The 14,466-nt window shown below is 53.0% G+C and carries 7 protein-coding genes; all 7 read left to right on the forward strand.

Going from position 1 to position 14,466, the window contains the following annotated elements; genetic code table 11:
- Positions 1-19 precede the first annotated feature (19 nt).
- The 7 genes from J1836_RS20180 (at position 20) to J1836_RS20210 (ending at position 14,463) form a co-directional block, all read left to right on the forward strand.
- Positions 20-1,723, forward strand: coding sequence for an AAA family ATPase (locus J1836_RS20180; RefSeq protein ID WP_207252936.1), 1,704 nt, complete (start codon positions 20-22; stop codon positions 1,721-1,723).
- 251 nt (positions 1,724-1,974) lie between these two features.
- Positions 1,975-6,621, forward strand: coding sequence for a non-ribosomal peptide synthetase (locus J1836_RS20185; protein WP_207252937.1), 4,647 nt, complete (start codon positions 1,975-1,977; stop codon positions 6,619-6,621).
- Entirely contained in the window at positions 6,531-8,066 is a 1,536-nt protein-coding gene (locus J1836_RS20190) for an HAD family hydrolase (protein ID WP_207252938.1), read from the forward strand. The genes J1836_RS20185 and J1836_RS20190 overlap by 91 nt, the downstream gene beginning before the upstream one ends.
- Entirely contained in the window at positions 8,063-10,303 is a 2,241-nt protein-coding gene (locus tag J1836_RS20195) for a heavy metal translocating P-type ATPase (protein ID WP_207252939.1), read from the forward strand. The genes J1836_RS20190 and J1836_RS20195 overlap by 4 nt, the downstream gene beginning before the upstream one ends.
- Positions 10,304-11,164 (forward strand): ABC transporter six-transmembrane domain-containing protein, encoded by an 861-nt coding sequence (locus J1836_RS20200; RefSeq protein WP_207252940.1) that lies wholly within the window; start codon positions 10,304-10,306, stop codon positions 11,162-11,164.
- A gap of 55 nt (positions 11,165-11,219) precedes the next feature.
- Positions 11,220-12,797, forward strand: coding sequence for an IS66 family transposase (gene tnpC, locus J1836_RS20205; RefSeq protein WP_242632653.1), 1,578 nt, complete (start codon positions 11,220-11,222; stop codon positions 12,795-12,797).
- A gap of 22 nt (positions 12,798-12,819) precedes the next feature.
- Complete coding sequence (locus J1836_RS20210; RefSeq protein ID WP_207252941.1) at positions 12,820-14,463, forward strand: cyclic peptide export ABC transporter; 1,644 nt, start codon at positions 12,820-12,822, stop codon at positions 14,461-14,463.
- Positions 14,464-14,466: the final 3 nt, after the last annotated feature.

Consider the following 14,466-nt stretch of genomic DNA (forward strand, 5'->3'; position numbering starts at 1 on the left):
CAGTCGGCAGCAGGCATCTATGAACCTCAAAATTCCTTACGGCGAAAGCAATTTCAAAAAAGTGATCAGTGAAGGTTTCGTCTACATTGACAAGACCTCTTACATTCCTCTGCTGGAGCAGGCAGGTAGTCACCTGTTCCTGATGCGTCCGCGCCGTTTCGGTAAAAGCCTGTTTCTGTCGATGCTTGAATACTATTACGATATTGCTTACCGCGATGAATTTGACACGCTGTTTGGCACGCTCCACATCGGGCGACACCCAACGCCACTACACAACAGCTACCCCATTCTGTTCATGGATTTCAGCGGTATCGACACCGATAGTGGGCATGACGGGATTTATGCAGCCTTCGACCGCAAAATTGCCAATGCCTTGCTGCGTTTTCTGGAACGTTATGACTATCCATTAGCCGCTCAACAACAGATACAAGATGAAACTAGCCCGCAAAGCCGCTTGGAAGCATTTCTGCGTATCCTTGACAACGCTAACCAGAAACTCCTGCTGCTGATCGACGAATACGACCACTTTGCCAACAGCATTCTTGCTGATGATCTGCAACTGTTCCAGAAAATCATGGGCAAAGGCGGGTTTGTGCGCAGTTTTTACGAGGTGCTGAAAACCGCCACCCAGCGCGGCACTCTTGACCGGCTATTTGTCACCGGAGTCACGCCGGTAATGCTCGACAGCATGACCAGTGGTTTCAATATTGGCGTGAATTTGTCGCTGCATGAGGACTTCAATGAGGCAGTTGGCTTTACCGAAGCAGAAGTTATCACCCTGTTGCAGCCATTGGCAGATGTCTGCCCATTATCGCTGGAGCAACTGCTTGGCGATGCCCGCGCCTGGTACAACGGCTACCGCTTCAACCTCAAGGCGCAGACCCGTGTCTACAACGCTAATATGCTGCTGTATTTCGTCAAGAACTTTGACCGCAAACGCTGTGAATACCCCGAACCGATGCTGGATGAGAACATCGCCTCGGACTACGGCAAAATCATGAAGCTGTTCACTATCGGCAATCGTGATGACAATTTTGCGGTGCTGGATGAGTTGTTGAATGCAGGGGAAGTACAAGCCAGCCAGCGGCGCAAATTTGAGTTTGACAAGGGTTTCGACCGCAATGACTTTATTAGCCTGATTGCATACATGGGGTTTACTACGCTGGTACGAAAATCGCTGGCGGGAGAAGTGTTTGCCATCCCCAATCACGTGATGCGCGAGTTGTATTTCCAGTACTTCAAGGTGGAGATCGAGCGGCGCAACCAGATCACCATTTCCGACCGCACCTTGCTATTGGCAGTGGAAAAACTGGGATTGTATAGCGACATCCAGCCGCTGGTCGCAGAGTTGAAACGGGTGCTGCAATTGCTTTCTAACCGCGATTCACTGTATCTGGATGAGGAACACATCAAGACGATTCTGCTGGCGTTGCTGTACCAGTCTCCGGCGTATTTTATCCTGAGTGAACGCGAAATGGATAAGAAATACCCCGACATTTTGCTGCTGGAGCGTAGCCCTTATAAGGTCAATTTCCAGCATTTGATTGAGCTTAAATATTGCAAGAAAGGCGACAAGCAAGTGGGTTGGGAAGCGCAAAAGCAAAAAGGTATTCAACAGGTGGAGGAATATCTGCAACTGCCGAGCATTGCCGCCCTGCAAAACTTGAGCGCGTGGTTGCTGGTGACGGATACCACGCGGGTGGAAGTGATTAAATTAGCCTGATTTACTTGACCATTACACTACTGGGATGGCGTTGTATTACTTGGGTGCAGTGGCTGGCGTGGGGGTATCGTTGCGCCCGTTGGTCAAGCATCAGCAGACGCTGGCAGAGTTGCCTGCGCCTGTTACCCACTGAATGGCTTGCAGTGCTGCCATGTTTCACCCAGAAAATTGTTAAGAAATGTTAAGTTCGGGTTCATGGTGGCAATTCCTGTGATAATTTCGCGCATCTACTGTGCGGAAATGGAACAGCTATGAAAACGATTCAGGCATTGCTGGATGAAATCCAAGCCTTAGGTATCAAATTCCGTCTGGAAGGTGACAAGCTCGGTGTCAAAGCCGCCAAAGGCGTGCTAACGGATACCTTGCGCAGCGAATTGTCTGCCCGCAAAGCCGAGATCATCGCGTATTTGCAGCAGTTACAAGCCCCAGCAGCAGCGACAAGTATTCCGCTGGTAACACGCAACCAGCCGTTGCCGCTATCGTTTTCCCAGCAACGCCTGTGGCTGCTGCATCAGTTGGCAGACCAGAAACAGGTGTACAACATCCCCTGTATCTGGCGTTTGCAGGGCGAACTCGTTATCGCTGCACTGGAAACCAGTATCAACCAGATCGTGGCGCGGCATGAAAACCTGCGCACCGTGTTTGTAGAGCAAGATGGCACGTTGCGGCAAACCATACTGCCAACCGTGCATGTGCCGTTGCAGGTGTTGACAAGCAGTAGCCCCGCACAGGCGCAAGCTCAGGTGCAACACCTGATTGATACGCCATTCCGTCTGGAGCGTGCGCCATTATTGCAGGCGCATTTGCTGTGTCTGCCCGCGCACGAATACCTGTTGGTGTTGAACCTGCATCACATCATTGCAGACGGTTGGTCACTGGATGTGTTGGTGACAGAGCTAGCAAGCCTGTACAGCGCCGCTGTGCAGGGAAGCGTGGCGGAATTACCTGCCTTACCGATCCAGTACGCCGATTTTGCCTATTGGCAACGTCAGGCGATGCAACGGGGAGAATACGCCCGCCCGCTCGAATACTGGCAGCAACAACTTACCGACGTTCCGGCGCTACTGAATTTGCCGACGGATCGCCCACGCCCACCCCTGCAAAGCAATCAAGGTGCGGTATACGATGCGGTGTTATCGCCAGATTTGTTGGCGAAGCTGAAAACACTGGCGATGCAAACCGATACCACCCTGTTTATGGTGTTACAGGCAGCGTTTGCGGTATTGCTGGGGCGGTATGCGGGGCAGGATGATGTGCTGCTGGGTTCGCCGATTGCCAACCGCAACCGCTTGGAAACCGAAGGGCTGATTGGCTGTTTCATCAATACACTGGTATTGCGCACCCGCTTGGAGGGTAATCCGAGCTTTACGGAACTGCTGGCACAGGTGCGCAAGACCACGCTGGACGCTTACCAACATCAGGATTTACCGTTCGATGTGCTGGTCGAAACCCTGCACCCGGAACGTACCACCAGCCATTCACCGCTGTTTCAGGTCATGCTGGTATTGCAGAACACCCGTGCCGAAAGTCTACAATTGCCCGGTTTGCAAACTACCTTGCAAGCAGCGCCTAGCGATGTGTCCGCGTTTGATTTAACCCTTTCTTTGCAGGAAAGCCCTGAAGGGTTGGTCGGCTCGTGGGAATATGCCACCGCTTTGTTTGATGCCGACACCATTACCCGCATGGCGGCGCATTGGCAGGTCTTGCTGTCAGGGGTAGCGGCTAACCCGCACTTGCTCATCTCACAACTGCCCTTGCTGACGACTGTTGAGCAACAGCAATTATTGGTGGACTGGAATGCCACCACGACGGCTTACCCGCGAGATGTCTGTTTGCACGAATTGTTTGCCCAGCAAACCGCCCAAACCCCGGATGCACCCGCCGTTATTTGTGCGGGGCAACAACTCAGCTATCGGGAACTCAATGCCCAAGCCAATGCTCTGGCCTTCAGCTTGTTGCAACAGGGCGTACAACCGGATGACCTGATCGGTATCTGTGTGGAGCGTTCGCTGGAAACCAGTGTTGCGGTGTTGGGTGTGTTGAAAGCCGGAGCTGCCTATGTACCGCTTGACCCCCATTACCCGCCAGAACGGCTCAGCTATATGCTGGAACACGCCAAGGTCAAGGTATTGCTGACGCAAAGCCCGTTGGCACAGCGTTTTACCCAGTACAGTGGCTTGCAAGTGCTGTGTCTGGATCAGCTTGGGCTGGCAGCGATCCCGCTGGATTGCCCTGAACCGTATACCGCCGTGCGCCCGGAACATCTGGCGTATGTGATTTATACCTCAGGCTCAACCGGCTTACCCAAAGGAGTGATGATTCCGCAACGCGCCTTGCTCAACCGTGCCTTGGGTTTGGCGGATAGTTATGCACTGAAGGCCGCCGACCGCGTGTTGCAATTTGCGGCTTTCAGTTTCGATGTGGCGGGGGAGGAGCTGTTCCCAACGTGGTTGCGTGGTGGCTGTGTGGTGGTTGCGCCGCAGGATTGCACCCATTCCGTCGCCGAGTTGGTGAAATTCGTCAGTCAGCAACACATCAGTGTGCTGAACCTGCCAGCCCCTTACTGGCATGAATGGGTGGCACAATTGCTAACCCACAACGTGCCGGACAGCGTGCGTCTGGTGGTTGCAGGCAGTGATAAGGTACTGAAAACCCGCTTGCAACGCTGGCAACAGCATACCCAAGGGCGTGTACCGGTGTATTGCGGTTATGGGCCAACCGAAGCCACCATTACCGCAACGTTGTATACGGGGCAAGATACGCAGCGTGGGCTGACCGATAGTGTGTTGATCGGGCGACCTTTGCCGGATACGCAAGCCTATATTCTTGACCGTCACCAGCAACCCGTTCCCGTCGGTGTGCCGGGGGAATTGTATCTCGGTGGCGTTGCCTTGGCGCGTGGCTATTTGCACCGTGACGATTTGAGTGCGGAAAAATTTATTGCCAACCCGTTCCTGCACGGTGCGGATAGCCGTTTGTACCAAACCGGTGATCTGGCGCGTTACCTGCCCGATGGCAATATCGAGTTTTTGGGGCGGATGGATGCACAGGTGAAAATTCGCGGTTTCCGCATTGAGCTGGGCGAAATTACGGCGGTATTGCAGCAACATGTAGCCGTGCGTGAAGCGGTGGTGCTGGCAAAAACGGCTGCTAACGGTCATGCCTATCTGGTGGCGTATGTAGTGGCAGGGCAAACCGCCGAAGTGATTGCGCATCCAACCTTTGCGGATACGGTCAGTGTGGCTGACCCGTCTGCGTTGCAACAGGTATTGCGTGAATTCGCCCGCCAACATTTGCCGGATTACATGATACCGACCGCCTTTGTATTGCTGGATGCCATGCCGTTAGCACCGAGTGGCAAGTTGGATGTACGTGCCTTGCCCGAGCCAGAACTGCAAACCGGGCTGGTATACGTTGCCCCGCGTACTGCGACCGAACAGGTGGTGGCGGGTATTTGGCAGACGTTATTGGAAGTTGCCAGCGTCGGGGTACAGGATAATTTCTTCGAGTTGGGTGGGCATTCGCTGCTGATTACGCATTTGTTGCATCAGGTAACGCAAGCCTTTCGGGTGGATTTGCCGGTGCGTAGCCTGTTTGATTTCCCCACATTGGGCGCATTTGCTGAACACATTGATCATGCACGTCAAGGTTTGCCGGGGACGGTGAAAGCGGTGGATTTCCATGCGGAAGTGCGGCTGGATGACGACATTGTGCCGCCAACGGCTGAGTTCAAGGTGGAACGTGAGACGTGGCAAGCGGTATTCCTCACCGGCGCAACCGGCTTTGTGGGCGCATTTTTACTGCACGAATTACTGCAACAAACGCAGGCAGATATTCATTGTCTGGTGCGTGCCAGCGATACCGCGCAAGGCTTACAGCGTTTGCAGACGGCACTTACCGCGCATGGTTTGTGGCAGGAAACGTACCGCAGCCGTTTGATTCCAGTGTTGGGGGATTTGGGTTTGCCGCGCTTTGGTCTGGAGGCTGCTGCTTTTGATACCTTGGCGCAGCAGGTTGACGTGATTTACCACAACGGCGCGTGGGTAAATCATGTGTACCCGTATTCGGTGTTGAAAGCAGCAAACGTGGGTGGTACACAGGAAGCCTTGCGTTTGGCGTGCCGTATTCGCACCAAGCCTTTGCACTTTGTTTCCAGCCTGTCGGTGTTTGCGCCGGAAGTGACCGAAATGTATGAGGATGCGGATCTTGGTTCACCCGAATTGCTGGAAAACGGCTACGTGGAAACCAAGTGGGTGGCAGACAAGATCGTCAGTCTTGCTGGGCAACGCGGTTTGCCCGTGACCATCCACCGGGTCAGTGGGGTGGCGGGGATGTTGGCGAATGGTGGTTTTGCGTTCGTCAAAGACAATTTCTACCGCGCTGTTTTGACGGCGGTGCAATTGGGGATAGGGCTGGATAGTCCTTTGGGTGAGGATAATTTTGTACCCGCCGATTATGCCTGTCGTGCGATTGTGTATCTCTCCAGCCAACGCTATTTACAGGGTACAACTTTCCATGTGGGCAATCCGCAGAATACCCGTGCCAATCTGGCTTACCAAGCCTTGCTGGGTTTGGGTTACAGCATTCGCTTGTTAGCACCGCAGCAATGGCAGGCGGAACTGTTACGCCGTGCCAAGGATGACCCTGAAATCGGCTTGCATCCCCTATTATCACTGTTCACCCACTACGATTTTTCCCGTGAGCCGGAACATATTTTGTTTGATGAGCGCAATACACAGGCGGGATTAGCGGGTTCGGGTATTGATTGCCCTGTGGTGGATCAGCAGGCTTTGGCAAACTATTTCGCATGGCTGGCACAACAGGGGCATTTGCCCTTGCCGCAAACGGGGTTACGTCAGCCTTTGGCGGGCAAACGGCACATAAGGGGCGACGCATGATTCTGGAACTGGCGGCGGTGGGTGGCGCAAGTTATGTGGTCAGACGGGTGCGTCGCCCGCGTTTAATTGACCGGCTCGTGCCCAACCATCGGCGCGATTGGACAACGCTGAAAAAACAGACGGAAACCATGAGTGAGGAGGAGCGCGAAGCCCGTCAATACTTCCTGCAAACCTCGGTGATGATGGGCAGCGCGGTGATCAGCATGGTGGTATTCCCTGCGTCCCTGTATCTGCTGATTCCCGGTATTGCCTACACCACGTACCCCTTGCTGCGTGATGCCTGGCGCGATTTACGTGAGGAACACCGCCTGACCGTGGTGGGGGTAGATGTAATTCTCACGGCATTAACCCTGATGTACAGCGTGATCAACCCGCAAGTATTGGCACTAACCACGTTCAGTAATTGGTTGTATTCGTTCTTCCTCAAAGTGATTGCCACCACTAAAAGCAACGCACAGAATCAACTGGCGCATTGGGAGGTTGCCGAACCTGAACAAGTATGGGCAGCAGAATTGCGCCATGTGTTTGATAACAGTGCGCTGTATGCCGCCGATGTGGAATTGCGTGGCAAAGCCTTGGCTGACCGTTTTGCCTTGCCCGGCGTGGCATTGAGTGTGTTGGCATACCCGGTGGGTGGCTTGAATGCGGTGCTGGCAGTGATGATGATGAGCCCTTGCTACAATATGCGCCTGTTTGGGTTGCTGACGGTGATGGAGTTCCTGCAAGCTGCCGCGCAGGAAGGCATTCTGATCAAGGATGGGCGGGTGCTGGAGCAGGTCGACAAGATTGATACCGTAATCCTCGATTTGGCGTCACTACTGGTGCTGGATGAGTCCGGTGAGATAACGCTGCGGGAAGGTACGCTGGAAGGTGTTAATGCGTTGCACACCCAAGGATTGACCCTGTGGTTAGTAGCGGCTGAAGCGGTGGAAGTGGCTGAACAGTGGGCAACGCATTTGGGGATTACCCATATCGTCAGCGACGCCATGCCGCACGATAAAACCGCCTTGGTGCAACGTTTACAGGCAGAAAACGGCTTTGTGGCGTATGTCGGTGACGGTATCCGTGATGCTGTTCCCATGAAGCTGGCGCAGGTGGCGATTTCGCTCAATGGCGTTAGCACCCTGACACACGATACCGCACACGTAATTTTGCTGGATCAAAACCCACAACATTTACACAACCTGTTTAGCCTGTCGCAGCGGTTTGAAGCCAGTATGCAGCGCAGTTTGTGGCTCACGACTGCTCCCAATGCTGCCAGTATCGGTGGCACGTTCCTGAATGTGGTGGGGTATGCTACCTCCATCGGTATTTTCTATTCCGCGATGGGGGTAGGGCTGTTGAATGTCTTTTGGCCGCAATTGCGCCGTCGTTACGCTGCCCTGACGGCGGCTAACCAACCCACTATGATCAATAATAATTCAGTACCAAGGATAACCCCATGATTCCTGTCGTCGTTGGTGTATTTGCGGGTGGCGCTGCCTTCATCGGCGTCAACTCCACCGCCAGTAACCGTAAACGTTTCAAGAAACGCCGTCTGGTCGAAGCCTTGGCGGGTAAGCCGCTGGAGGAAGATAGTACCACCCTCACGCAACGTTTCATTGCCAAGGTTGCCGAACAATCGCCAACCTTGGCTCAACGGCTGACGGAGGCGGGTCTGTCGCTGGAAAAGCTGGATAACCAGTACCAACGGTGGGTCAAACGCCATCTTGACCCGCGTTTGGCAGGCAGCGCCCGCGAGCAGTATTTGCAGGAACTGTCAGCGGGGCGTGAGCTGTATCTGTCGGCGGAGGAAAAGTCCATCAACCGCCAAATGGCTCTGGGTGCGGGGGCGCTGGGTTTGCTGGGTGTGGGTGCGCTTGCTGGGTTGGGGGGGATTGTGCCAGTGGTGATTGCTGCCGGGTTATACCTCACCTTACCCATTTACCGCGTTGCCTATGAAATCGCTGTCAAGGAACGCCGTTTGAGTACCGCGCATCTGATGGCAGTGTATTTCTCTGGCATGTGGCTGGGTGGCTTCTATGTGGTGGGTATGTTCGGCGCGATCATCGGCAGTATTGCCCAGAAAGTGATGATGGTGTGCGAAGACGTATCGCGCTATGAACTGGTGAATATTTTCCAGCAGCAACCGCGCTCGGTGTGGGTGGTGGTCGATGGCACGGAAATGGAAATCCCTTTCGCACAGCTAAAAGCGGGTGACGTGCTGGTAATGGATGTGGGGCATACCATTCCGGTGGATGGCGTAATCGTGGACGGGATTGCTTCGATTGATCAGCACATGCTCACTGGCGAATCGCAGCCAGTGGACAAAGGCGTGGGTGATATGGTACTTGCCGCTACCATTGTGTTGGGTGGGCGTATTTTCGTGCAAGTGGAAAAGACTGGGGAGGAAACCAGTGCCGCACAGATTGGCGAAATCCTCAACCGCAGCACCGAATTTCAGTTGTCGATGGAAGCGCGTGCCATGAAGATTGCTGACCGTTCCTTGTGGCCGATGCTGGGCTTGGGGGCAATTAGCTTGCCAATGGTGGGAATGGCGGGGGCAACGGCGGTATTGGGTTCCAACTTTACCCTGAACATGGTGTGGTTACGCTTGCTGACCATGCTCAATTTCCTCAATGTGGCCTCCAAACATCGGATTCTGGTCAAGAATGGTGATTCGCTCGAACGCCTGAAGCAAATTGACACGGTGGTGTTCGATAAAACCGGCACATTGACCATTGAACAGCCGCATGTGATTGCGGTACATCCGGTTGGCGAGCACAGTTCCGCCGAGGTATTGACACTGGCGGCGGCGGCGGAACACCGTCAGTCACATCCGGTTGCCCAAGCGATTATCGCCGCCGCTGCCGAACAGCAGTTGGCATTACCCAGCATTGATGATGCGCAATACGAAGTCGGCTTCGGGATCAAGGTCAAGCTGCAAGGGCAGTGGATTGCAGTCGGTAGCCGCCGTTTCATGGATGCCGAAAATATCGCGATTCCGGCGGACATGCAAACGCTGGAAACCTCGTGCAGTGCCAATGGGCATTCACTGGTATACCTCGCGGCGGATGGCGAATTAGCCGGGATTCTGGAACTGAAAGCGACTACCCGCCCGGAAGCGGCTGAGATTGTGCGTAACCTGCATGAGCGTGGTTTGCAACTGTACATTATCTCCGGCGATAGCGAATTGCCCACTAAAGCGCTGGCAAATGAACTGGGGATTGATGGTTACTTTGCCAATACCCTGCCGGAACGCAAAGCCGATTTGGTCAAGCAGTTGCAAGCCGAAGGGCGCAATGTGTGTTTCATTGGTGATGGCATTAATGACGCGATTGCGCTGAAACAGGCGGATGTGTCGGTGTCCTTGAGTGGTGCAACGACTGCCGCCACCGATACTGCGCAAGTGGTGCTGATGGATGCTGATCTTCAGCAATTCATTACCCTGATGGATTTGTCACACGCGCTGGACGACAACATCAACAAGAATTTCAACACGGCGGCGGGTATGAGTCTGGCGAGTGTCGGGGGGGTGTTGTTTTTCCATGGTGGTTTCTTGTTGGTGGAAGTGTTGGCGGCGTTGCAAATCTTGGTGGGTGTGGGCATTGCCAGCGAACCGTTGTTGGACAAGGATGACACACTACCGTCTAAACAACCCGGTTTGCTGGGTAGACTGTTACCTCATAAGGATGAGCATTAAGTGTCAACACCGGAAAAGCCCCCTTTGCTGGCAATCTTGTTGAGCAAAAATCGTTTCAAACTAGGGCTGACGTATGGCCTGAGTTTGAGTGAACAGTTGTTGGCCTTGTTAATGCCATTGGCAATTGGTGAAGCCATCAATGGCTTGCTGGGGCATGATTACTGGCCTTTGGGCTTGTTCATTGGTTTGTGGCTGGTGCTGGCAGTAATGACGGCAGGGCGCAAGATGTATGATACGCGGGTATTCATGGGTATTTATGTGGCAGTTGTTACCCAAGTGATCAAACAGCAACGCGCTGTCGGCACGCCGACCAGCAAACTGGTGGCGCGTTCCATGTTGATCCGCGAAGTGGTGGATTTTCTGGAGCGTGACATCCCGGATATTTTTGCCATGGTCATCACCTTCATCGGTTCACTGGTGATGTTGTTTCTATTTGATTGGCATATAGCCAGTGCCGCCTTGTTGCTGTTGATTCCGGTGTTGCTGTTGAATGGGTGGTTATGGAAACCGATCAACCGCCTCAACCGCAGCATCAACAATAATCTGGAACGCCAAGCGAGGGTCATTAATCAGGGTTCCTTGCTGCGGCTGGGGCAGCATTTTAATTTCATGCGTTTCCTGCGGGTCAAAACCTCGGATATTGAAGCCAGAACTTGGGTACTGATTGAGCTGTTTGTGGTGGCAGCAACCATTTACGTGTTTGTTTATACCGCGCAAACGCCGGGAATTGAGGCAGGGACAATCTTTTCCATTGTCACGTATTTCTGGAATTTTCAGGGCAGTCTGGATCGGTTGCCGATTCTGATGCAGTCGGTGTCGCGGGTGAAAGATATTCTGCGGCGGATTCGGGAAACAGTGTAGGGTAACTGAACAGTCCCCCCTTACCCAAACGCACTAAATTTGCGACACTCCCCCGATGACCCAACAACTGAAAGACCACAGCCTCAAACAGCTTAACAGCCAGTACCTTGCCAAGCTCACGCCGGAGGAACTGCTGCACCTGTCGACCAAGTTGTTGCATGACCTGAAAGAAGCGCGGGAACAGATCAACCAAAACTCCAACAACTCCTCCAAACCACCCAGCAGCGGTTTCCCGTGGGAAACGTCACCCAAAACGGTGGCTTTGCCCGAAACAGAAGGGGTGGGTGCAGCCAGAGGAAAGCCAACCCCGGAACCAGAAGCTGTGGCGGGCACAAAGCCAGCCCAACCAGCCAAACGCAAAGCGGGTAAACAACCCGGCGCACCGGGTTATGGTCGGGTATGGCATCCGCCCATCAATGCAGACGAACACCATTACCCCAGCCGATGTGAAGCCTGTGGCAGGTCCCTGGATGCGGCTGTCTCCCGTATTTATACCGCCTATGACAGTGTGGACATCCAGTTTGGCACGGATGGGAACCCCGGACTGACCGTCATCACCACCCGCCACCACCTTCACGATAGCGTATGCACCTGCGGTCATGTGAGCCGCCATATCCCGCATCGCCAAGCTCCCGACCCGTTATACCCGGAGGTTGATGTGGGCGAGTGGCGGCTGATTGGGGGCAATCTGGCGGCACTTATTGTCCACCTACGGCTGCGCTCACGCTTGTCACTGCGTGGCACACAAGAACTGTTGCGGGAGGTGTTGGGCATTCCCCTAAGTGTCGGGGTGTTGCAGCAATGTTTTGAGGAAGCAGCCGCGAGTGCTTCTCCATTGGAAGATGCCTTGGTGGAAGGGCTGTTGGCAGAAGCCACCGCTGACGGCGGGGTGCTGTATATTGATGAAACCTCTTGGAAAGAGCGTGGCGAAGCCCTGTGGCTATGGACATTCGTCACCACCCTCAGCGTTTGTTTCTACGTAGGGCAGCGCACCATTGAAATGCTCGACAACGTGATTAGCCCCCACTTTGGGGGCTGGCTGATGAGTGATGGCTATGCCGCTTACCGCCACCACCCCAAACGCTTGCGTTGCTGGGCGCACCTGATCCGCAAAGCCCGTGGGCTGGCAGAATCACTGGACAAAGACGGGCGGACGTTTGGCAACTTCACCCTCGCTTGGCTGAGGGTATTACAGGACGACATTTACGCTTGGCGGGCAGCAGGCGGCACGGTGGGGACGCAAACCGACGTGATCCGTCAACGCCATCAGGCAAAACTCCTGGAATTCAGGGCATTATGCTTGATCCATGCCGTATCTGCCCATGACAAGACGGCGGCACTGGCGAAAGAGTTCATCAATGATTGGGATGCCATTTTCCGAATCCTTGACCACCCGTGGCTTCCCTTGACCAATAATGAGGCTGAGCGGGCGTTGCGCCATTGGGTGATCCTGCGCAAAACCAACCATGGCACAAAGAGTGCTACGGGGAGCCGTGCGTTTGCCATGCTGGCCAGCATCATCGGTACTTGCCGCAAACGTGGACAGTCTGCCTTGGCTTATCTTGCCAGTGTTATTACCGCTGCCCGCGCTGGCTTTGCCCTGCCCGCTTTACCGCAAGGGGTGGGGATGTGATCAATTACAGTGTAGGTGCTTTATGCTAACGATTAATATGCCGCTCATGCGTTTTATCGAACGGGAAAACCGCAGTTCTTACTGGCAGGTTTTGCTGATTGCGACGATTTCTGGTATCGCCAACAGTTTATTGCTGGCGATCATCAATCATGCAGCAGAGGCTGTTACTAAAAACGCAGATCTGACCCAGTATTTTTTACTGTATATCACGGCTTTTGTGCTGTTTCTGTATGGGCAGTGGTATGCCTTTGGGCAAGCTATCCAGATGGTTGAAGAAGCCATCTTTAATACCCGTAGCCGTTTGACGCGCAAAGTACAGCAGGTTGATTTGGCATTCATCGAAACACAGGGTAGCAATGAACTGTATAGTCGTTTGACGCAAAGCGATACGCTGATCTCGCAGTCGATTCCGCAAGTGATTGGTGCATTTCAGATGTTTGCGCTGATGGTGTTTTCATTGCTGTATTTGGGGTATGTATCGGTTGCCAGTTTTGTGATTACCTTGCTGGCGATTGGGTTAGGGGTGGTATATTTTCTGATGCAATCCCAAGCGATTCGTGCAGCTTTGAATACGGTGAAGCAAAAGGAGGAGTCTTATTTTGCCTCTATTTCACATTTGGTGAATGGCTTCAAGGAAATTAAAGTAAATGAGCAAAAAGCGAAGGATTTGCTGAAAGGGATCACCGCCGCTTCTCATGATGCTCAATTGATTAAGTATGAAGTGGGCAAACTGGAAGCGACGATTTGGGGGTTTGGGCGTTTGTTTATTTATGCGCTGTTACCCATTATGGTGTTCATTCTGCCCAACTTGTTGCATGAGCAAACGCAAGATATTTTTAAGATTGTGGCTACACTGCTGTTTTTAACCGGTTCAGTGACTGCATTGGTTAATATTATTCCGATACTGAATCGCGTGAATCTGGCTGTTGAGGATGTGTTTGCATTGGAAGCGACAATGGATAATGCAATTACCCGTTCTCAGGTTATTCCTTCTAGTACTGCTAGTTTTAAGGACTTCAATACACTCAGTGCTGATAATATGCAATTTAGTTATCCATCCTCTAATAGTGCAGCATTTGGCGTTGGACCATTTAATGAAAAAATCCAACGGGGTGAGTTACTGTTTATTATTGGTGGTAATGGTAGTGGTAAATCTACTTTTTTGAAATTGCTGGCGGGTTTGTATTATCCGCAAGAGGGCGGGTTATCAGTGGATGGTACGATAATTGAAACTGGCAATTATGCGGCTTACCGCCGCCTGTTTTCGATTATATTCACAGACTTTCATCTGTTCGACAAGTTTTACGGCGTGCCGGGTGTGGATGCGCATAAGGTGAATGAATGGCTGGAAAAAATGCAGATACAGCATAAGGTTGAATATAAAAATGGTGGTTTTACCTCGACGAATCTTTCAACCGGGCAACGTAAGCGTTTGGCATTCATTGCGGCGATGCTGGAAGACCGCCCCATTTTGGTCATAGATGAGTTTGCAGCAGATCAAGACCCGCAGTTCCGCCAGTATTTTTACGAAACGCTATTAAGCGAAGTGAAAAACATGGGTAAAACCATTATTGCCGTCACGCACGACGACCATTATTTCCATGTGGCGGATCGGGTGTGGAAGATGGATGAGGGGTGGATTGAAAAACATTCGCTAACTCAGTAGACA

The sequence above is a fragment of the Thiothrix fructosivorans genome (assembly GCF_017349355.1).
In the GTDB taxonomy this organism is placed as follows: Bacteria; Pseudomonadota; Gammaproteobacteria; order Thiotrichales; family Thiotrichaceae; genus Thiothrix; species Thiothrix fructosivorans.

What these genes read in the sequence shown, in the direction of transcription:
- J1836_RS20180 (WP_207252936.1), top strand. Translation starts at nt 20, where the DNA reads ATGAACCTCAAAATTCCTTACGGCGAAAGCAATTTCAAAAAAGTGATC.
- J1836_RS20185 (WP_207252937.1), top strand. Translation starts at nt 1,975, where the DNA reads ATGAAAACGATTCAGGCATTGCTGGATGAAATCCAAGCCTTAGGTATC.
- J1836_RS20190 (WP_207252938.1), top strand. Translation starts at nt 6,531, where the DNA reads ATGGCTGGCACAACAGGGGCATTTGCCCTTGCCGCAAACGGGGTTACG.
- J1836_RS20195 (WP_207252939.1), top strand. Translation starts at nt 8,063, where the DNA reads ATGATTCCTGTCGTCGTTGGTGTATTTGCGGGTGGCGCTGCCTTCATC.
- tnpC (WP_242632653.1), top strand. Translation starts at nt 11,220, where the DNA reads ATGACCCAACAACTGAAAGACCACAGCCTCAAACAGCTTAACAGCCAG.
- J1836_RS20210 (WP_207252941.1), top strand. Translation starts at nt 12,820, where the DNA reads ATGCTAACGATTAATATGCCGCTCATGCGTTTTATCGAACGGGAAAAC.